The 18,069-nt window shown below is 59.7% G+C and carries 16 protein-coding genes and 1 pseudogene; 8 read left to right on the top strand and 9 right to left on the bottom strand.

Translation table 11 applies throughout. From position 1 onward, the window contains the following. Positions 1 to 53 precede the first annotated feature (53 nt). Together tnpB and ACH79_RS45405 are read right to left on the bottom strand one after the other, a co-directional pair. Entirely contained in the window at positions 54 to 200 is a 147-nt protein-coding gene (tnpB, locus tag ACH79_RS45410) for an IS66 family insertion sequence element accessory protein TnpB (RefSeq protein WP_057019331.1), read from the bottom strand. 170 nt (positions 201 to 370) lie between these two features. Further along, positions 371 to 544: pseudogene (locus ACH79_RS45405) on the bottom strand (transposase); the annotation flags it as partial. 163 nt (positions 545 to 707) lie between these two features. On the opposite strand from ACH79_RS45405, the gene ACH79_RS45400 reads away from it, so the two are divergent. Then, positions 708 to 821 carry a hypothetical protein gene (locus ACH79_RS45400; RefSeq protein ID WP_371419494.1) on the top strand — a complete coding sequence of 38 codons (114 nt, stop codon included), beginning with the start codon at positions 708 to 710 and terminating at the stop codon, positions 819 to 821. Between the two features lie 32 nt (positions 822 to 853). Next, positions 854 to 2,479 carry an IS66 family transposase gene (locus tag ACH79_RS41385; protein WP_371419338.1) on the top strand — a complete coding sequence of 542 codons (1,626 nt, stop codon included), beginning with the start codon at positions 854 to 856 and terminating at the stop codon, positions 2,477 to 2,479. 60 nt (positions 2,480 to 2,539) lie between these two features. Here ACH79_RS41385 and ACH79_RS41380 read toward each other — a convergent pair whose 3' ends face one another. The 4 genes from ACH79_RS41380 to ACH79_RS41365 all read right to left on the bottom strand — a co-directional run bounded on the left by ACH79_RS41380 (position 2,540) and on the right by ACH79_RS41365 (position 6,411). Further along, positions 2,540 to 3,478 carry an NAD-dependent epimerase/dehydratase family protein gene (locus ACH79_RS41380; RefSeq protein ID WP_161855893.1) on the bottom strand — a complete coding sequence of 313 codons (939 nt, stop codon included), beginning with the start codon at positions 3,476 to 3,478 and terminating at the stop codon, positions 2,540 to 2,542. 218 nt (positions 3,479 to 3,696) lie between these two features. Continuing rightward, positions 3,697 to 4,692, bottom strand: coding sequence for a GDP-L-fucose synthase (locus ACH79_RS41375; RefSeq protein WP_161855892.1), 996 nt, complete (start codon positions 4,690 to 4,692; stop codon positions 3,697 to 3,699). Then, entirely contained in the window at positions 4,673 to 5,758 is a 1,086-nt protein-coding gene (gene gmd / locus ACH79_RS41370; protein WP_161855891.1) for a GDP-mannose 4,6-dehydratase, read from the bottom strand. Before gmd ends, ACH79_RS41375 begins: the two co-directional genes overlap by 20 nt. A gap of 128 nt (positions 5,759 to 5,886) precedes the next feature. Next, positions 5,887 to 6,411 carry an HAD-IIIA family hydrolase gene (locus tag ACH79_RS41365; protein WP_161855890.1) on the bottom strand — a complete coding sequence of 175 codons (525 nt, stop codon included), beginning with the start codon at positions 6,409 to 6,411 and terminating at the stop codon, positions 5,887 to 5,889. A 2,655-nt stretch (positions 6,412 to 9,066) separates the two neighbouring features. On the opposite strand from ACH79_RS41365, the gene ACH79_RS41360 reads away from it, so the two are divergent. Further along, positions 9,067 to 10,158 carry an IS5 family transposase gene (locus ACH79_RS41360; RefSeq protein WP_161853322.1) on the top strand — a complete coding sequence of 364 codons (1,092 nt, stop codon included), beginning with the start codon at positions 9,067 to 9,069 and terminating at the stop codon, positions 10,156 to 10,158. A 166-nt stretch (positions 10,159 to 10,324) separates the two neighbouring features. Here ACH79_RS41360 and ACH79_RS41355 read toward each other — a convergent pair whose 3' ends face one another. Then, positions 10,325 to 11,452, bottom strand: coding sequence for an ERF family protein (locus ACH79_RS41355; RefSeq protein WP_161855889.1), 1,128 nt, complete (start codon positions 11,450 to 11,452; stop codon positions 10,325 to 10,327). Continuing rightward, a complete protein-coding gene (locus ACH79_RS41350; protein WP_161855888.1) occupies positions 11,433 to 12,263 on the bottom strand; it encodes a YqaJ viral recombinase family protein in 831 nt (276 codons plus the stop codon). Before ACH79_RS41350 ends, ACH79_RS41355 begins: the two co-directional genes overlap by 20 nt. A gap of 130 nt (positions 12,264 to 12,393) precedes the next feature. Between ACH79_RS41350 and ACH79_RS41345 the strand changes: the two genes are divergently transcribed. The 5 genes from ACH79_RS41345 (at position 12,394) to ACH79_RS43495 (ending at position 16,383) form a co-directional block, all read left to right on the top strand. Continuing rightward, entirely contained in the window at positions 12,394 to 12,621 is a 228-nt protein-coding gene (locus ACH79_RS41345; RefSeq protein WP_161855887.1) for a helix-turn-helix transcriptional regulator, read from the top strand. Positions 12,622 to 12,860: 239 nt separating this feature from the next. Continuing rightward, complete coding sequence (locus ACH79_RS41340; RefSeq protein WP_161855886.1) at positions 12,861 to 13,577, top strand: hypothetical protein; 717 nt, start codon at positions 12,861 to 12,863, stop codon at positions 13,575 to 13,577. A 339-nt stretch (positions 13,578 to 13,916) separates the two neighbouring features. Then, positions 13,917 to 15,260: an IS5 family transposase gene (locus ACH79_RS41335; RefSeq protein ID WP_161851761.1), complete on the top strand. Its 1,344-nt coding sequence runs from the start codon at positions 13,917 to 13,919 to the stop codon at positions 15,258 to 15,260. 154 nt (positions 15,261 to 15,414) lie between these two features. After that, a complete protein-coding gene (locus ACH79_RS41330) occupies positions 15,415 to 15,801 on the top strand; it encodes a hypothetical protein (protein WP_161855885.1) in 387 nt (128 codons plus the stop codon). Between the two features lie 21 nt (positions 15,802 to 15,822). After that, positions 15,823 to 16,383, top strand: coding sequence for a hypothetical protein (locus ACH79_RS43495; RefSeq protein WP_202639138.1), 561 nt, complete (start codon positions 15,823 to 15,825; stop codon positions 16,381 to 16,383). A gap of 378 nt (positions 16,384 to 16,761) precedes the next feature. On the opposite strand, the gene ACH79_RS41325 is transcribed toward ACH79_RS43495, so the two are convergent. Continuing rightward, positions 16,762 to 17,985 (bottom strand): phenylacetate--CoA ligase family protein, encoded by a 1,224-nt coding sequence (locus tag ACH79_RS41325; RefSeq protein WP_161855884.1) that lies wholly within the window; start codon positions 17,983 to 17,985, stop codon positions 16,762 to 16,764. Between the last annotated feature and the right edge of the window lie 84 nt (positions 17,986 to 18,069).

The following is an 18,069-nucleotide window of genomic DNA, read 5'->3' as shown; positions in this document are numbered from 1 at the left end:
ACACAAAATATTATGTGGCGGATGAATCTAGCCGTGGCCGGCCCTGGCTGGCGTTAGGGCGCCTCCGCCACATAATCTCGTCCGACACATAAGAACGGATCTGAGCCCGCATCGCGCACAAGCGCAACAAGGCCATCGATACCCTTGCGGAAGTCGACTGGATGGCTGGCGAGGAACACCTTCACACCCGAGGGAATCATGCCGAACGCACCGCCCGGATCACCCGCTGCAAGTGCGCCTCGTCGACGTCCACGCCGGCACGCACGACCACCTCGCCAATGGCAATCTCAATCACTGTGCCTGCCACAGACGCCACCACACCCTCGCAACTCGAGTGCCGCGAGCGATAATGCCGCTCGGCCCGAGCATCACGGCGCCAGGCGAACAGCTGCGACGGGTGAATGCCGATCCGGCGGGCGATCGCCGAGACGCTCGCGCCAGGCTCCAGCGCCTCTGTCACAACTTGCGCTTTGAACTCGTCCGACCAGCGTCGGCGAAGCTGCCGCGGCGCTCCCTCAAGACGGTCGGCGACCGCTTCGATCATATGGAAGGTTCTAGTTCCAGAACTAGGCGCAGACATAGAAGCTCACATCGGCTCACAAACTCAGCAGCCGATAGCCGATCGCTTACCCACTCCGCCAGACGGGGTTTCCTTGCCGCTTACGGTGCACAAACGTCTCGAGGGTTGCAAGTTCGTGTGGCCAAAGATGGCGAACGGCGTGATGCGGATATCGCCGGCGATGTTCGCCGCGCTGTTCGAGGGCCTGGATTGGCGGTTGGTCCGCCCGGAGGAAGCGCGGCGTCCACAGGTCGCTGGATAAGTGCGGCAGAATGACTCTGTACCGAGTTGGGCATGGCGCCGGCGGCGCAGATGTGCTCGACATGGCGCATGAGCACCGCGACGCTTCGCGACGAGAATGAACGCCTGAAGGCGCTTTTAGCGCAAACGCAGGCAGCATTGAGCGAACATCAAGCGGCGCTGGCAACGTCGGAAGAAGCGCGGCGCCGGTTGGAGGTCATTCTCGGGGAACTACGCCGAGAGAAGTTCGGAGCGAAGTCCGAGAAGCTGCGGCCAGATCAATATCATTTGCCGCTCGAAGACGTGGAGATCGCGCAAGGCGTCCTGGACGCGGCACAGGAGAAGGCTGCGGCGGTCATCAGGGGCCGATCGCGTGCTGGATCGGATCAGGACCGTCATCGCAACCGGGGCTGCTTGCCTGCCCATTTGCCGCGGGTGGAGCGGATCCTTGAGCCTGCGAGCACGTTCTGTCCGTGCGGCTGCGGCGCGATGACGAAGATCGGCGAGGACGTCAGCAAGCGCCTTGACGTGATCCCGGCACAATGGCGCGTGCTGGTCACGCGCCGCCCGAAATACATCTGCCGCCGCTGCTCCGGCCCTGTCGTGCAGGCGCACGCGCCGGAGCATGTCGTGCCTGGCGGACTACCGACCGAAGCGGCGATTGCGCAGGTGATCGTCTCCAAGTTTGGCGACCATACGCCGTTTTACCGTCAGGCCGAGATCTATGCGCGCCAGGGAATCCGGCTTGATCGAGCGACACTGGGCAATTGGTCAGGCCGCGCCTGCTTCCATCTGCAGCCCGTTGCCGACCACATGCGCCGCCATCTGGCAGCGGCGGATCGCCTGTTCATGGATGAAACCACGGCGCCGGTGCTCGATCCCGGGCGTGGTCAAACGAAGAAGGGCTACTTCTGGGCGATCGTCTCCGACGACCGCGGCCATAGCGGCCCAAGTCCGCCGATCGTGCTGTTCCGATATGCCCCCGGTCGCAGCGGCGCCTTCGCTGAGCAGTTCCTGGACAGCTTCAACGGACGCTTCCTGCAATGCGATGCCTATGACGGTTATGATCGGCTGATCGAAGTTGCCCGACCGCAAGGGCCGTGGACGCTCGTACATTGCTGGAGCCATTTGCGCCGGCGCTTCGTCAAATTGGCCCGCAACAGTAAATCGCCGATCGCCGAGGCCGCCGTCCGGCAGATCGCACAGCTCTACGCCATCGAAGCCATGGTACGCGGTTCATCGCCGGTTATCAGGCTGGCCGCGCGCAAGGAACACTCGCTGCCGCTCGTCGAGGCGTTGAAGCCGTGGTTCGAGAAACAGCTGTCGATGATCTCCAGCGGCTCGACGCTCGCTGATGACATCCGCTACGCGCTCAATCATTGGCAGGGGCTGACGCGCTTCCTCGATGACGGGCGTCTCGAGCTCGACACCAATCCGGTTGAAAACGCGATCCGGCCAATCTGCTTGACCAGAAAAAACGCGCTCTTCGCCGGTCATGAGGTCGGAGCCAAAAATTGGGCCTTGCTCGCATCCATCGTGGCGACCTGTAAGCTCAACGACGTCAACCCGGTCGCCTACATCGCCGAAACGCTCACGGCGATCATTGCCGGCCATCCCCAAAGCGAAATCGACGACCTCATGCCATGGCGGTTCCGCAAAACGTCAAGCCAGCATCAATAGGGTTGCGGCTAAGCGCTTACTATCGTTTGCCTCCCGCTGAAAAAGGTCATTGTGCCGGAATTAAGTTGCCGCAATCAGAGCGCTCCGCAAACCTTCGTCAAGGCTGACCTGTGGCCGCCAGCCGGTCTTCAGAGCTTTGGACGTGTCGACCTCCAGCGATCCGGCTACGCTATCATAGGTCTCAGAACGACCGCTGATCCTGAGCACTGCTTTCAGCGCAAACAATGGCAAAGGCACAATACGCGCCTTCTTGCCCAAAGTCGTTGCGATCCGCCGAACAAATTCGGGTGTTGAGACTTGCTCCTCATCGGCCACTAAAAAGATGTCGAACTTGTCCTGCTGATGGGTAAGTCGGTGCACGATGAATGAGGCAAGATTTGCGACGCCTAGAAAGACGCGCCGATTATGGATTGAGCCGAATGGCAGTGGGATGCCGCGGTCGACTGCCGTTGCCAGTAGTCTGAAATTGCCGAGCGCCCCTGCACCATAAATCAGTGGGGGCCGAACCACCGTGATATTCATGTCGGTATCTTTCACCATTGCTTCAAGGCCGGCCTCTGCGACAGCCTTCGACATTCCGTAGACTCCGCGGGGCGCCAAACGGTCGTCCTCTCGAAACGGAGGGCGACCGTCAGTGCTGCTGCCATTAACAAGGACTGTGCTCAAATAAAGGAACTGGCTAACCCCCGCTTTGGCGGCGGATCGGGCAAGGTGCAGTGTTCCTTCCGTGTTGATGGAACGATAGATCTCGGCTGCATCCTCCTCGCGAGGGTGATGAACTCGAGCTGCCAAGTGCACGACTGCATCGACACCGACAAGCGCCGTTTGCCAATTGGTGTGAGGGCCAACAGCATCGATGATAACCGTATTTGCCTCGGACGAGGGCTTTCGCATGGCTTGTCTGACGATCATACCGTTTGACTTTAGTACTGGCACAACGTTTCGGCCGACGAAACCATTGGCACCCGTTAGCAAAACAACAAATCGGCCATCCTTCATTTCTCACTCATCCGCTTTTCAAGATTCTAAAAGAGCTTTGCCATACAATGGTACCCCGCAAGCGACTGTACGAGCCTATCGATGTGTCGGAGCAGAGGAGCCGTTTGCCACTCCTATCGGCGTGATATGAAGGTTGGCCCACTATGCTGTTTCGTTACCTTTTGTGGAGTTTTGCTGATGGTGATCTCGAGAGCGGCATAACAAGGCAACTAATGGATTTATCGCTTTGCTCCTCGCAAAGGCGAGGAGAGTGACGAGCCGTCACCTTGCCGGTTGGATTGGCTCAAGTACGCCTGATAGGTGAGCCTGATGCCATCCTCGAGCGAAGTAGAGGCGCGCCAGCCGAGTTTGGCCAGCCGGCTGACGTCCAACAGCTTGCGCGGGGTGCCGTCCGGACGTGAGCTGTCGAAGCCGATCTCGCCAGTATAACCCACGGTCGCCGCCACCACGCTGGCGAATTCGGCGATCGTGATGTCCTCGCCGGTGCCGATATTGACCAGTCCATCGCTGGAATAGGTCTTCATCAAGTGAATGCAGGCATCCGCAAGGTCGTCAACATAGAGGAATTCGCGCCGCGGCGTGCCGGTGCCCCAGACCACGACTTCCCTCGCGCCGGATTGCTTTGCCTCGTGAAAACGGCGGATCAGCGCGGCGACGACGTGGCTGTACTCGGGATGATAATTGTCGCCGCTGCCATAGAGGTTGGTCGGCATCACGTTGATGAAGTCGGCGCCGTACTGGCTGCGATAGGCCTCCACCATCTTGATGCCGGCGATCTTGGCGATCGCATAGGGCTCGTTGGTCGGTTCCAGCGACCCCGTCAGCATGCAATCCTCGCGCAGCGGCTGCGACGCCAGTTTCGGATAGATGCAGGACGAGCCGAAGAACATCAGCTTCTCGGCACCATGGACATGCGCCGCGTGGATCACGTTCGAAGCGATCGCCAGATTGTCGTAGAGGAACTCGGCGCGCAGTGTGTCGTTGGCGACGATGCCGCCGACCTTGGCTGCGGCCAGAAACACCACCTGCGGACGCTGGGCGGCAAACCACGCATTGACGGCGGCCTGATCGCGCAGATCGACCTCGCTGCGCGTCGCGGTCAAGAGTTCGGCGTTTTCCTGTGCCAGCCGGCGCAGCAGCGCCGCGCCGACCATGCCGCGATGGCCGGCGACGTAGACGCTCTTGCCCTTCAGCTCAAACGGCAGGCCTGCCATTGGCGACCTCCCGCCGGGCTTCCGCGAGATCGCTCGCGACCATTTCCCTGACCAGTTGGGCAAACGACGTCCTGGGCTTCCAGCCGAGCTTGTCCCGCGCCTTGCTGGCATCGCCGACCAGAAGATCGACCTCGGTCGGCCGGAAGTAGACGGGGTCGATGCGCAAAATGGTCTTGCCGGACTTTGCGTCGACGCCGGTCTCCTCGACGCCGTGGCCGCGCCACTCGATGCGGCGGCCGATTTCGGCAAACGCCACCTCGACGAACTCGCGCACCGAACGGGTCTCGCCGGTCGCCAGCACGAAGTCGTCGGGGGCATCCGCCTGCAGGATTTTGTGCATGCCCTCGATATAATCCCGGGCATGGCCCCAGTCGCGCTTGGCGTCGAGGTTGCCGAGATAGAGCACCTCTTCCAGGCCAACCTCGATGCGGGCGACGCTGCGGGTGATCTTGCGGGTGACAAACGTCTCGCCGCGGATCGGGCTCTCGTGGTTGAACAGGATGCCGTTCGAGGCAAACATGCCGTAGGCCTCGCGGTAGTTCACCGTGATCCAGTAGCCGTAAAGTTTGGCGACGCCGTAAGGTGAGCGCGGATAGAACGGCGTGGTCTCCTTCTGCGGCACTTCCTGGACCAGACCGTAGAGCTCCGATGTTGAGGCCTGATAGAACCGCGTCTCCTTCTCCATGCCGAGAATGCGGATCGCTTCCAGCAGCCGCAGCACGCCGATGGCGTCGGCGTTGGCGGTGTATTCCGGGCTTTCGAAGCTGACGCCGACATGGCTCTGGGCGGCGAGGTTGTAGATCTCGGTCGGCCTGATCTGCTGCATCAGCCGGATCAGGTTGGTCGAGTCGGTCATGTCGCCGTAATGCAGCAGGAACGGCACGTTGCGCGAATGCGGATCCTGGTAGAGGTGATCGATGCGCGCGGTGTTGAACGAGGACGACCGCCGCTTAATGCCGTGGACTTCATAGCCGAGGCCAAGCAGATATTCGGCGAGATAGGCGCCGTCCTGGCCGGTCGCCCCCGTGATCAGCGCCGCGCGTCGGCTAGGAACTTGTGGATGCAATGACGTCTCCTAAAATCAGCAAAGTGGCTGTTCGTGTGCTCTACGGCAGCGCGGTATGCATCGCCCCCTAGAGCGGATCTGAGTTGCGCGTCTATTTGGTATCGGACAGGATTGCAACCGTGATCGCCTTACTCAGTTGGTCTCGCCTTAATGTGAGGCAACAGCGGCTTTACGAATCGGGCGAGGTGGCCGCTTACGTACAGATATCCTTTTATGCCCGACGCCCGCGCGGCTTCTAGATCAGTCGCCTTGTCGCCTATGAGAATGCTCCGACCGACATCCACAGGGAAACGTTCCAAGAGGTCGTTGATCATCCCCGGAGCAGGCTTGCGTCGATAGCTTGCTCGACGGTATCGCTCAATCGATGCTTCAGGATGAAATGGGCAGTATTCGAATGCGTCTATGCGAGCTCCGATCTTGGCCAAGTCGTCGGCCATGCATTGATGCAGTGCTTTAATGTGAGTTTCCTCATAAAGACCCCTGGCCACTCCCGACTGGTTTGTCACTACGAATGCAAAGCATCCTGCATCATTGACGGCCTTTACCGCTTCGCGTGCCCCATCTATCCACCTCAGTTTACTGATCTCGAACACGTAACCCGAGTCCTCATTCAGGACTCCGTCCCTATCAAAGAAAACTGCTGGTCTCCTCATATCATCATCCTGACACTTTCCAGAGAATACTATTCCATTCATAACATTAAAGTAAGGGTGGCCAGCATCCCGATTCCGGCGCAAAGCAAGGTTAGCGACGCGAGCTGTCGCGCAGGCATACTGCAAAAGTGAGATTGAGGTCGCCCGATACTTTCGCGGGCATTCTATTGCACGGGCTCGCTTCCCACCGCTCATTAGGTAATGGTGCGATCTGCAGGTTCGCCCATCAGGCCTTCTCGTTGCCGTGCAGGTGGTGAAGTCAGAGTGGCGCCGTGAATTTGCCGCTAACCCTGCAGCCCGAGGTTCGCTTGGGCAAACTGTTGGGTGGGGTCTGACGCCGTTGTTGCAGATCAGATACGGCTGACCTCGCAGGGAGAGATGCGCTTTGCTTCGCCTGCGACAGGCTCTTGGGAAAGTAAGAAGAACCGCCGGTTCTTCCGCGGCTTCGCTTAGTGTACCATTAAACCCATGAGCGGTGATTGGCGTAGAGCCTCTTTGCCTCCGGAACCCGTTCCTAGCCCGGGTTCGACGGGCAGTGGATCCGGCAGTGCGTCCGATTCACGGATCATCCTTTCTGTAATGCCAACTAGCGAAAACAGAGCTAGCGGCGGCTGTACAGGCAGTGCTGCTCCGGTGGGAGTTCCGACGTCCTTTGCTGGCCTAATCCGGTCAATCAGGAAATCCATTCGTCGGATGAATGGGCAGTGCCCGAGTTTGATTTTAGCAAATATCCAATTCACGGTAGATGCGCCCCCTTCCGTTGGGTGGCGATTTTAGGGCAAGCCCAACCATTGATGTCTTCCTGTCACCATGTAACCATAAGGCGATGGAACTAAGCCCTCTTTTCCGACAGAATTTGGCTTGGGTTCCATTGGAACATTTTTCCAGTTGCACCTTGAGTACTGGGAAAATGCGTAGCCTTGGTATTTCCGCGATTGTCATGGCGGCGTGTCTCGCCACACTATCGTTAATTTTCATAGGATTAGCTTACAGCGAGGGATGGTCAGGCGGCTCTGCCTGCTCAGTGGCCGAGAGCCTTTGTCGGCGCCCCTCTCTGTTGATCGTACCGGTCACCGTGGCGATGGCTTGGGGTCTCATGCTGCTGGCGGACGAGTAAGGTCGCCTCGCTTGGCGGATGGGTGAAAGAAGAGCCCAGTCCGCCCTAATTCGTAAATCGGTACATGACCGAGTCATCACAACGACTTGGCGGCGCCTCGTACCAAAAGTCGTACCGATTGTCTTCGCAATCAGCGCAAGCGTGTTTTCGTGCTCGCGACGCACGAGGGAAGGGATTGCGCACGCGATGTTCGTAGCCCGACTTGTCCCACACAATCGGGTGGGGGCCTCGCGATTCCAGGCCCCGCGCCAAAGGCACCCGGCAGGGTAGCACCCCGCTCGCGCCGGCCGGTCCGCGGTTGGAGAAGAACGGGCCGCATTTTGCGCATGAGGAGGAGGTCGCCTTGGTTGCGAGGGCGCTTGATCTTGCGCAGCAAGACATCAGGCAAAGTGGTGGCCGAGAGAGCCTATGAGTATGACGCGCGCCTCCCGAACAGGGTCAAAAAACCCGCCGGTTAGGGCGGGCTTTGATGTGCTGTGCTGGACGCTGTACCCGATCGCCTAAGAGGCTTTCTTTTCGCCCTTGATATGATCGGCGTCGCCGACCTGCTTGCTTGTGTTGACGTAGACAGCTCTTGGATGGCTCGGCCGGATTCGCGATCCTTGTTAGGCCTGATTGATTGATTTGTCAGTGGCCAGACTTGTGCTATGTAACGGGCAGACAGCTCTACCTGAGATGCTATCGTTGCGATATGCAACGTTCGCTCCATAGGGTTGTTTTGGACACCGTCGCGACAGCGTCGGCGATCGTTCTTTTGGTGTACCTTGTATTTGGACCGCTAATCTAGGCGGCATCATCAACGCGTGGGCCAAGCCTATCTTGCTCGGCCCGGCCACAAGGCGGCGGTGCCAACCCCACCCATAAAAATAAGAAATAGGATCGACGCGGCGTCCGTGACATCCCTGTGTCCGACAGCCGAACCTCATCGGGCCAGCGATCGGCGGGAGGGTGGTGGAGTGGCTACAGAAGGCGGCGGCATATAAGACCTTAGCGAGAAAGGTCGTCGCGCATCGTGTCGGACGATGTAGTGAGCTTCCCGGCGCTGGAGCTGTTCGCTGACAAGATCGAAGTAGCCGGCCACCTGACGCAGTCTTTCATTTGCGGGGCGCCTCTGGACTTCTATGAGACAAAATCAGATAGGCGGCCGAGCCACCCAAGGCCATCACGATAGCTCCCAGCAATTGCATGAAAAAGCCAGACGAAACGGCGATCGTGAAAATGCCGAAAACAACAAGCGCAGCACAGACTGTTAGCAGTAAGGTCCTTTCCATGGCACCGTCCCGGCTAATTGGCACGGTGCATAATTAGAGGTAGGACACTCACCGTCAATCTAAACAGCGCACGGTGCCGCAGCCGAGGTCGGGGGATATTGGTTGGCGCATCAGCCGAGTGAGTCACCGGCAGGAGAAGGGCCGGAACCGAGAGTGACGCCGCCGGCAAGTTGGATAGTATTAGCAGGCTGCTGAAAAAGTCGTTTTGCGAGGCGATCGGAGTGTGATTCTGTGCATGTGGTTGATTCCTTTCGACTGAGGATCGGGATGCGCGGCGAAGATGAGCATGCGGAACGCCTTTTCAGCTACGTGCGGCTGGAGACACGGATCCCTACGGACCATCCGCTGCGAGCGATCCGGGAGCTTGTTGACGCGGCGCTGAAGGATTTGTCGCGATCGTTCGATCGACTGTATGCGCGCGAAGGACGGCCGTCGATCCCGCCGGAGCGGCTGTTGCGAGCGCTGCTGCTGCAGGCGTTCTACACGGTGCGCTCGGAACGGCAGCTGATGGAGCAACTCGACTACAACCTGCTATTTCGCTGGTTCGTCGGCCTGTCTGCGGACGATACGGTGTGGGACGCGACCGTGTTCTGCAAGAACAGGGACCGCCTGCTCGACGGTGATATCGCGGCGAAGTTTTTCGCGAGCGTTCTCAACCTTCCGCAAGTGAGCAAGCTGCTGTCCAGCGAGCACTTCTCCGTCGACGGCACGTTGATCGAGGCCTGGGCCAGCATGAAGAGTTTTGTGCCGAAGGATGGCGATGGCAGACCGCCGGCGGCCAAGGGCAGTGGCGGGCGCAACGCCGAGCGCGACTTCCATGGCGAGAAGCGCAAGAATGACACGCATTCTTCGAACACTGACCCGGATGCCAGGCTGTTCCGCAAAGGCGCCGGCAAGGAGGCCAAGCTCTGTCACATGGGTCATCTGATGACGGAGAACCGCAACGGGCTGATCGTCGATGCGCGACTGACCGAGGCCAACGGCACCGCGGAGCGGACCACCGCGCTCGACATGATCGAGGATAATGCCAAGCCTGGCAGCACGGTGGGCGGTGACAAGAACTACGACACTGCCGACTTCGTCGCAGGCTGTCGTGAGCGCGGCTGCACCCCGCATGTCTCCCAGAACAATGCCAATCGCCGCTCGGCGATCGATGCGCGCACCACCCGTCATCCCGGCTATCGCATCAGCACGATCAAGCGCAAGCGGATCGAGGAGCCGTTCGGCTGGATCAAGACCGTTGGCGGGCTGCGCAAGACACGCCATCGCGGCCGAGGATTGGTCGAGTGGTTCTTCGTATTGACCGCGACCGCCTACAACCTCGTTCGCATCCCGAAAATTCTGGCAACGACGGCATGAGTCTGTCTGGAGCATCGAAAATGAAGCAAAATCGCCTCCGAGACACCGCCTACGGCGTCGTTCAGACCTCGGAAGTCGCCGCATCCTCGCGCCGATCAAGAAAATCGCTCCTGCAATCAGCTTTTTCAGCAGCCTGTTAGGTGTTGAGCGGTACTGAAGGGCGCGTTCATGTTGCGAGTCCCGGGGACGTCGTTGTGTGTGCGGCGTTTGCCAATACTGCGGCTCCGCCTTGGCCGCCGGTCTGGCTCGCGTCCCACAGTCGTTTGGCAATAGGCATCGGCGCGATCTGCATGTTCGCCCACCAGGCCTTCTCGTTACCGTGGCGATGCAAATCTTGGTGGTGAGTACGGCAAAGTGGCACGGTAAACTCGTCGCTGACCTTGTGCCCCAAGGCTTTTGTTTGGGCGAACTTCAGGTGGTGCGGGTCTGAAGGCATTTGTTTGCAGATTAGACATGGCTGACTTCGCACGAACGAGAGATGTGCTTTGCTCCGCTTGCGGACAGGTTCCTTGGGGAAAGCCAGATGAGCCACCGGCTCTTCCACGATACCCTGCGCTGAAGGTTCTCCTTGTATGCTGCCGTCCAATAAGCCGGCGGAAAGGGTGACTTCTGCGAGCCTCTGTTGATACGCGGTTTCGATCAACCGGGCATCGTCCTCCAACAGAGCATTCTTACGCAGAAGCCCATTTTGGGCCCAGGTCAGAAGGTCGTTCTCGGTGGCTACGGAAAGGATCTCGCCCAGCATCTGATCCTTCAGTTGGGCGGATTGGTCTCGACTCAATGTTGGGGGACGTTGCAGAACGTTTCGGTCCTGTTTTCTCCTGGAGCTGTCGGCGGTGCGAAATTCGGTGGACCGAGGACTCGGCAAGGTCTCCGGCGCATCAAGATCGTCCTCTCCGGCAATGCCGACCAGGGTGAACAGGGCATAGCGCCGGGCATAGGTCAGGGCCGCGCCCATCCGATGGGGAGCTGCCGTCTCCGAGGCCGGACAGACCGGCCAGTCCGAAGACACCCATTCGCCGGAGGCGTGGACCAGGGTGGTCGTCAGTCTGATCAGGCCGCTATCCCGGTCGATTGCAGTGCTCTGGACGGTCGCGATCTCATGCAGGCCGAGGCATTTGCGAACGATGTCGAGGCCCACAGACAAGGAGGCGTAGCGAAAGGTCCGCTGGCCCTCGCGCGGAAACGGGGACTCGATCGTCGCGGTGAGCGACTTTTCCGGGTTGGCGATCTCGGATTGGGCCTTCGCCAGCGCCGCCGCCAGCGTGCCAATCTTATTGCTGGACCGCTGCATGGCCAGGTTCCTCTCTGAGAACGTCAAAGCTGATGGCTCCCGACTTCGAGCGCTTGGCCCGGACGCCGTGACCTGAGGCCTCCTTGGCATCCTCCGGCACCAGGGCCTTCAACTCTGACTTTGATCGCTCGTGGTCCAACGCTGCCTGTCGGGTCGCCTGATAAAGGCCTGCGAACTCGGCCCAGGCGTTTGACCCGCTCATGTCGACGGTCCGGACCGCCTCGATCCGGGGCCGTGGCGGCTCGACGCCAAACAGGTGTGGCGTCTCGCCGGTCTCGACGCAGCGCCAGAACTTCTTCTCGGCCGTGAGCAGGAGATGCTGATAGAGCGGATCAGCCGGAATGGTCATCTCCATCCATTTGCCGCCCCCGGTAATGATCGACAGCACCGCAGTTCGGGAAGCCGTGACCCACATGTTGTGCTGTAGCTGAGGCATATGCTTCTCGGCCGCCCCTTCTTCCGAGAACGACCATGGCAGCATGAACTTGGCCTCGAATACCGCGCCGGTGCCCTCGACTATGCCGTCGAGGGTGGCCGCCATCCAGCGCTTGACCGGATGAAACACCTGGCGCTGCACCTCGGTCACGACCTGGCCGGTATTCCGCTCGTACCAGTGCCGGTTGAGGTGCTCGGTCACGGTGCCGAGCTGGACAATCAGGTTGTCCGCCAAGTCCTCGGGCTCGAGCTCGCCACGCTTCTCTCGCCACAGCCGGATCAAGGTGGTCTCATCGTCGCCCATGATGATGCGGGCATCCGAGCCGCCGATGAAGCTGCGCCTACCTGTTGAATCAGTTACCATCCGAACATGCATGTTCGACCTCCCAAGAGACGCCAAGGCTAACTTTGATACGAAATCATAACAAAAGCATGATAACGCAAAAACCCGGCATTGCAACTGAAATCGGTAATTTATTATGATTTTATTGCCTGTGCAGTGCCGAATGGCTCGTGCTGCTCTTGGCTGGGGAGTTCGAGAACTTGCTGCAGCAGCCAAGGTATCAATTGACACCGTTGCTCGCTTTGAACGTGGAGCCGAATTGAAGGAGCGCACGATCGAGGCGTTGCAGCGTGTGCTAGAAGCCGCCGGCATCGAGTTAATTGAACCCAACGGTGGTGGACCCGGAGTGCGCCTAAGTGGAAAATCGAAGCGGGAGACACAGAAAAAATAAATGGTCGTGCCCGCATTCGTGAGGGGCAAACAGAGCAGCGCTGGCCCAACCAGTCGAAGCCGCCGGCGTCGAGTTCATCGACGAGAACGGTGGCGGCCCAGGTGCCCGGCTCCGCCAACGACGGAAGCTTAAAACGCGAATGATGGCTTGCGCCGAAAAGACCTCGCCTTTCGCCCGGACGACATGTCTAGAAAAGTTTAAGACGGTGTGGCCGCTGCCTCTAAGCTGGACAAATAACAATGGATGATCCAATCCCGGCAGGATTCATCACGCTGCCTGAGGCACTGCAACGAATAGCAACTTGTGTCTCGGATGCTCATCTCGAGGGTGCGAACATAGATCTTCCAGGCGGCGTCCGATTAGTTGCCGCAAACGGGCGCGATGAACTGCAAACCGCCAGCACAAACAACGAGCCGCAACAGCAAGAAAGTCCGAACTTTCGAAGCCCATCCGAGCAAGCATTGCGTCAATGGAATGGGCGAGAATTCGCGGTTGGCAAACTCCGCGCAGCGCTCCAAAAAGGTGCCATTTCGGCGATGGTTCGCGCGCCTGAATCGGGCAGCCTATTCCGCCTGACCCAAAGCGACTGGCATTTCGAGCCATTCTGGGAACAGATTCTTCGTGGCGGCGTGATTCCGCGGCACGCGGGCAGGGGACTTGAATGCCATCGCGGAAGAACGGTGCTCGTCGAAACTACTCGCTTCGAAGAATGGTTAGCCATGGAAGTAAGTGCCTGGCCCGAGGCATCGGGACTGGATCTCGCTCGCCAATGGCTTATCCGCGAAATGACTGCCAGTCCGAATGACAAGAAGATGACCAAAGCCCGATGGTATGAAGCTGCCAAGGCGAAATTTCCCTTATCCAGACGAGAATTCGACATTGCTTGGTCCGATGCTCTCAAAGTGACCGGAGCAAATTGGGGACAACCCGGAGCACCCCACAAATCGTCGCAATAATCCCAGCGATTAGTTTTCGTGCGTCCCCATTTTGTTCCCCGGGCGCGCGCATAAATTGTTGCCGCTCGTGAAGTTGTAACAGGCTTGCCATTGAACCGGTGAACCGCCGCCGATCGGCGTGCTCACGTTCGATAATGGCGACTTAAACCATACGAAAAGGATTGCTCGATGAGTGGGTTGATTAGTCGTCCGTGAAGAATTCCCAAGCCGTTGATTTGGAATCCGGAAACGGCATTTTGCAGTAATTGAATTTGCCGGAAAGCGGGCCTTTGGAGCGGGATTCCTTGCAAACTTGATTTGTGATTCACTCGCGCAGAACCGGCTTTGGCGAGAGATTCGATGCGGCCACGAGAGCGGAGCGAGACGGGGGAACAGGATCTTTTCCGCTCCCGGCTCGATCAGATCATCGACATGAAGCATCCGCTGGTGAGGCTGGGCCGCACGGTGGATTGGGGCTTTCTGGAAGGGCGGTTCGGCGAGGTTTACGATGATGATCCCGGCCGGCCGCCGCTGCCGACGCGCTTGATGGCGGGGCTTTCGATCCTCAAGCACACCTACGACCTGTCCGACGAGGTGCTGTGCGAGCGGTGGGTCGAGAACCCCTATTACCAATACTTCTGCGGCGAAGAATTCTTCCAGCACCGGTTGGTGTTCGATCGCTCGTCGCTGACGCGCTGGCGCAATCGCATGGGCGAGGAACGGCTGGCGGCGCTGATCCAGGAAAGCCTGTCGGTTGCCGTCAAGACCGAGGCAGTCAAGCCGTCCGAACTGTCGCGGGTGATCGTCGACACCACGGTTCAGCCCAAGAACGTGACGTTCCCCACCGACGCGAAGCTTCTAAACCGGGCGCGCGAGAAGCTGGTGCGGCTGGCGCAGCGCCATGGGGTGATTTTGCGTCAGTCCTATGCGCGGGTGGGCAAGTTCGCCCTGATCGAGCACCAGCGCTATGCCCACGCCAAGCAGTTCAAGCGCGCCAACCGGAAGCTCAAGACGCTGCGGACCTATCTGGGCCGCGTGATCCGCGACATCGGCCGCAAGATCGAGGGTAACAGCGGGCTCGAGGCGGCGTTCGCAAAGCTGCTGGCGCTGGCGCGGCGCGTGCGCGAGCAGCAGCAGCGTCAACGTGGGCCGAAGGTTTATTCCCTGCACGCGCCGGAGGTCGAGTGCATCGGCAAGGGCAAGGCCCACCGGCCTTACGAGTTCGGCGTCAAAGTCTCCGTCGCCACCACGATCGGCCACGCCAGGGGCGGCCAACTCGTCACCCATGTGAAGGCACTGCCCGGCAATCCCTATGACGGTCACACGCTGGCCACCGTGATCCCGGACATGGAGGCGCTCATCGGCAACATCATCGCGCGCCTCCTCGCCGACAAGGGATATCGCGGCCACAACGCCCCACCCGATTACAAGTTCAGGGTCTTCATCTCCGGCCAGAAGCGAGGAGTGACACCAAGGATCAAACGCCAATTGCGCCGCAGGGCCGCTGTCGAGCCCGTCATCGGCCATCTCAAAGCCGAGCACCGCATGGGCCGCAATTATCTCTGGTTCCGTCGCGGCGATGCAGCCAACGCCGTCCTCGCCGCCGCCGGCTACAACTTCCGCCGCCTCATCCGCTGGCTCAGGCTTTTGCTGCACCTCTTCCTGACCGCACTCTTCTCCGGCGGTCGGCTTAATCCAGCGTGAAATCAATCTTCTTCACGGACGACTGATTAACGATCCGGAGCTAGCTGATCATCTCTATGATACAGAGTTATTGGTATCTGAATCCCGGCGTGGCTATGATTCGCTACGACATGCTGTTCTAGAACAGCTCAGACCCCGCGACTTCGTTGAGCACATGTGGGTTGCTGAGATTGTCAAGAGCGAGTGGGAAACGCTGCGACTAGGCAAATTCAAATCCCTGATTGTCAAGGCGGCCAGACGCCTAGCGGTGCAAAGTCTGCTAGCCGTACTTCTGTCAGGCGCCGAAAGTGAAGACATTGAGGACCTAGCCGAACGCTATTTTACCAATAAGCGTGAGCGGAAAAAAGTCGAAGCTCTCCTGCGCAAGTTTGGCCTCAGCGAACCCAACATCGATGCTGAAGCTTTCCGCTGCTCAATAGCAGACTTGGCTGAAATCAACCGACGCTTGGTTGATCTGGGTTCGCGCCGTGACAAAATTCTCCAGCAACTTGAGGATTACCGCGCTGGATTAGCAAAGCCGGCCTTGTTGGATGCCGGATGAGTGGGTGGGCGCGGATTAATCATGGCAAGCGAAAAGCAGATCGCGGCTAACCGCAAGAACGCGCGCAAGAGCACCGGACCTAGAACGAATGCCGGCAAGCAGCGCGCGGCCAAGAATGCCCGTCGTTACGGGCTCAGCATCCAAACCGATGAAGGAGAAAACGCCCAGGCTATTGAATCCCTGGCACGGCGCATTGTTGAAGGCGTTAAAGACCAACATCTTCTTCAGTGCGCCCGAAGCGCAGCGCACGCTCACCTAGAACTCGCCCGCATTCGCCAAGTCAAGCGGGACATTATCGACGGCCTAGCCCGTGTCGAAGCTTGTGGCCCGGCAGCGCGCTTCGGTCGTGACGTCGAGAGGCGATTGCTGAAGGCCCTGTCCAACGCGCCCATGAAAAAGCTGAAACCCGTCGATTGGCTGCTCCCTCCGCTGTCGCGGGCAGAGCTCGAGGCTGAAGCTTTGCAGCGGTTACTTCCGGAACTGCGAAAGCTCGAACGATACGAGAAACGGGCGTTCAACATGAAAAATCAAGCTTTGCGCGAAATAGCTGAAAGGTTGATTTTACAAAGAAATACGTCTTAAGGTAGAAAATGATGGCTCCCGCCAATATTCCATTAACCCGCCAGCGCACAGCAAGCTTGCCGAAGCCCTAAATGGAAATTGGCAGAACGAACCCATTTGTTTTGCAAATTCAACACGTTGGAGACCTATCGAGACTTAATATGCGGGCAGCACGGCGTCGACCTGGCGGCTGTCCTTCCTGACAATGAGGATGACGCCTTTGCGAATGGCAAATGGGGCGCCGAGCAGCATGGACACAGAGTCGAGAGTCGCCACCGTTAATGGCTGGTGCTGGTGGGCCGGCAAACAGCGCCGGCTTGATGTATTCACAGATCAATTGAACTTGCTCGCGCGAAAACGTGTGTGGAGCCACGCTGCTAGCAGGGATTTTGATGCCGCTCAGCTCCGCTCGTCTGATATCACCTTGCCGTCGTTCGGCAGCGAACCTGAAGCGACAAGTTCAACTTTGCCGCCGAGTTTCGTCACTGCGCGCAGTGTTGCCGCCAGTTCATCCTGAAGACCTGCGGTAACCGCGGCCGTCTCCGCCTTCAGCGTCATCAGGTCGCTTTCGCCGGAGCGCGTGACCACGAGGCGCAGCCGGCCGAGTTCCGGGTGGCGCTTGCCGATCTCGGCGATCTGCTCGGGGCGCACGAACATGCCTTTGACCTTGGTGGTCTGGTCGGCGCGGCCCATCCAGCCCTTGATGCGCATGTTGGTGCGCCCGCACGGGCTCGTCCCCGGCAGTGTTGCCGTGAGGTCTCCGATCGCGAGCCTGATCCACGGATGCTGCGGATCGAGTGAAGTGACGACAATCTCGCCGACTTCGCCGGGCGCGACGGGATCGCCGGTGCCGGGACGCACGATCTCCATGATCAGGTCCTCGTTGACCACCATGCCCTCGCGCGCGGGCGTCTCGAACGCGATCAGGCCGAGGTCGGCGGTGCCGAACGCCTGATAGGCATCGATGCCGCGCGACTTGATTTCGTCCTGCAGCGATCTCGGGAACGCCGCGCCGGAGACCAGCGCGCGCTTGATCGAAGAGACGTTGCGTCCGGCGGATGCGGCGGCGTCGAGCAGGATCTTGAGGAAATCGGGCGTGCCGCTATAGCCGACTGGGCGGTACGCCTCGATCAACTCGAACTGCTGCTCGGCATTGCCGGGGCCGGCCGGGATCACAGCGCAGCCCAGCGCCCGCGCCGACGCGTCGAAGATGAAGCCGCCGGGCGTCAGATGGTAGCTGAACGTGTTGAGCACGACGTCGCCGGGCCGGAAGCCTGCCGCGAACAGCGCCCGCGCCCCGCGCCAAGGGTCAGTGTGAACAGGTTCGGGCTCGAATATCGGCCCCGGCGAGGCAAACAGCCGCCCGAACGATCCCACAGGTCCCGCAACGAACCCGCCGAAGGGCGGCGCGGCCTTGTGCAGGGCAGGGAGTTCCGACTTGCGCAGCACGGGCAGGCGCGCCAGCGCGGCCCGGCTGGTTACGGCGGGATCGATGCCTCTCAGTCGGTCGGCGTAGGCCGGCGCGACCAGCGCCTTGTGCAGGACATCTGGAAGCCGAGAAAACAGCTCCGCCTCGCGTGCGGCCGGCTCGCGTGTTTCAAGGGCGTCATAGTGATCGGTCATGGCTGATCTCGCAGGTGAGGGCCGATTGCGTGCCGCCTCTGACGTGCTATCAGACGGCTTCTACCGGTGTTGATGTTCCAGGGA

The sequence above is a fragment of the Bradyrhizobium sp. CCBAU 051011 genome, assembly GCF_009930815.1.
GTDB lineage: Bacteria > Pseudomonadota > Alphaproteobacteria > Rhizobiales > Xanthobacteraceae > Bradyrhizobium.
This window is presented reverse-complemented; position numbering and strand designations above follow the sequence as displayed.

What these genes read in the sequence shown, in the direction of transcription:
- tnpB (WP_057019331.1), bottom strand. Translation starts at nt 200, where the DNA reads ATGATTCCCTCGGGTGTGAAGGTGTTCCTCGCCAGCCATCCAGTCGAC.
- ACH79_RS45400 (WP_371419494.1), top strand. Translation starts at nt 708, where the DNA reads ATGGCGAACGGCGTGATGCGGATATCGCCGGCGATGTTCGCCGCGCTG.
- ACH79_RS41385 (WP_371419338.1), top strand. Translation starts at nt 854, where the DNA reads ATGGCGCCGGCGGCGCAGATGTGCTCGACATGGCGCATGAGCACCGCG.
- ACH79_RS41380 (WP_161855893.1), bottom strand. Translation starts at nt 3,478, where the DNA reads ATGAAGGATGGCCGATTTGTTGTTTTGCTAACGGGTGCCAATGGTTTC.
- ACH79_RS41375 (WP_161855892.1), bottom strand. Translation starts at nt 4,692, where the DNA reads ATGGCAGGCCTGCCGTTTGAGCTGAAGGGCAAGAGCGTCTACGTCGCC.
- ACH79_RS41365 (WP_161855890.1), bottom strand. Translation starts at nt 6,411, where the DNA reads ATGAGGAGACCAGCAGTTTTCTTTGATAGGGACGGAGTCCTGAATGAG.
- ACH79_RS41360 (WP_161853322.1), top strand. Translation starts at nt 9,067, where the DNA reads ATGCGCGGCGAAGATGAGCATGCGGAACGCCTTTTCAGCTACGTGCGG.
- ACH79_RS41355 (WP_161855889.1), bottom strand. Translation starts at nt 11,452, where the DNA reads ATGCAGCGGTCCAGCAATAAGATTGGCACGCTGGCGGCGGCGCTGGCG.
- ACH79_RS41350 (WP_161855888.1), bottom strand. Translation starts at nt 12,263, where the DNA reads ATGCATGTTCGGATGGTAACTGATTCAACAGGTAGGCGCAGCTTCATC.
- ACH79_RS41345 (WP_161855887.1), top strand. Translation starts at nt 12,394, where the DNA reads ATGGCTCGTGCTGCTCTTGGCTGGGGAGTTCGAGAACTTGCTGCAGCA.
- ACH79_RS41340 (WP_161855886.1), top strand. Translation starts at nt 12,861, where the DNA reads ATGGATGATCCAATCCCGGCAGGATTCATCACGCTGCCTGAGGCACTG.
- ACH79_RS41335 (WP_161851761.1), top strand. Translation starts at nt 13,917, where the DNA reads ATGCGGCCACGAGAGCGGAGCGAGACGGGGGAACAGGATCTTTTCCGC.
- ACH79_RS41330 (WP_161855885.1), top strand. Translation starts at nt 15,415, where the DNA reads ATGTGGGTTGCTGAGATTGTCAAGAGCGAGTGGGAAACGCTGCGACTA.
- ACH79_RS43495 (WP_202639138.1), top strand. Translation starts at nt 15,823, where the DNA reads ATGGCAAGCGAAAAGCAGATCGCGGCTAACCGCAAGAACGCGCGCAAG.
- ACH79_RS41325 (WP_161855884.1), bottom strand. Translation starts at nt 17,985, where the DNA reads ATGACCGATCACTATGACGCCCTTGAAACACGCGAGCCGGCCGCACGC.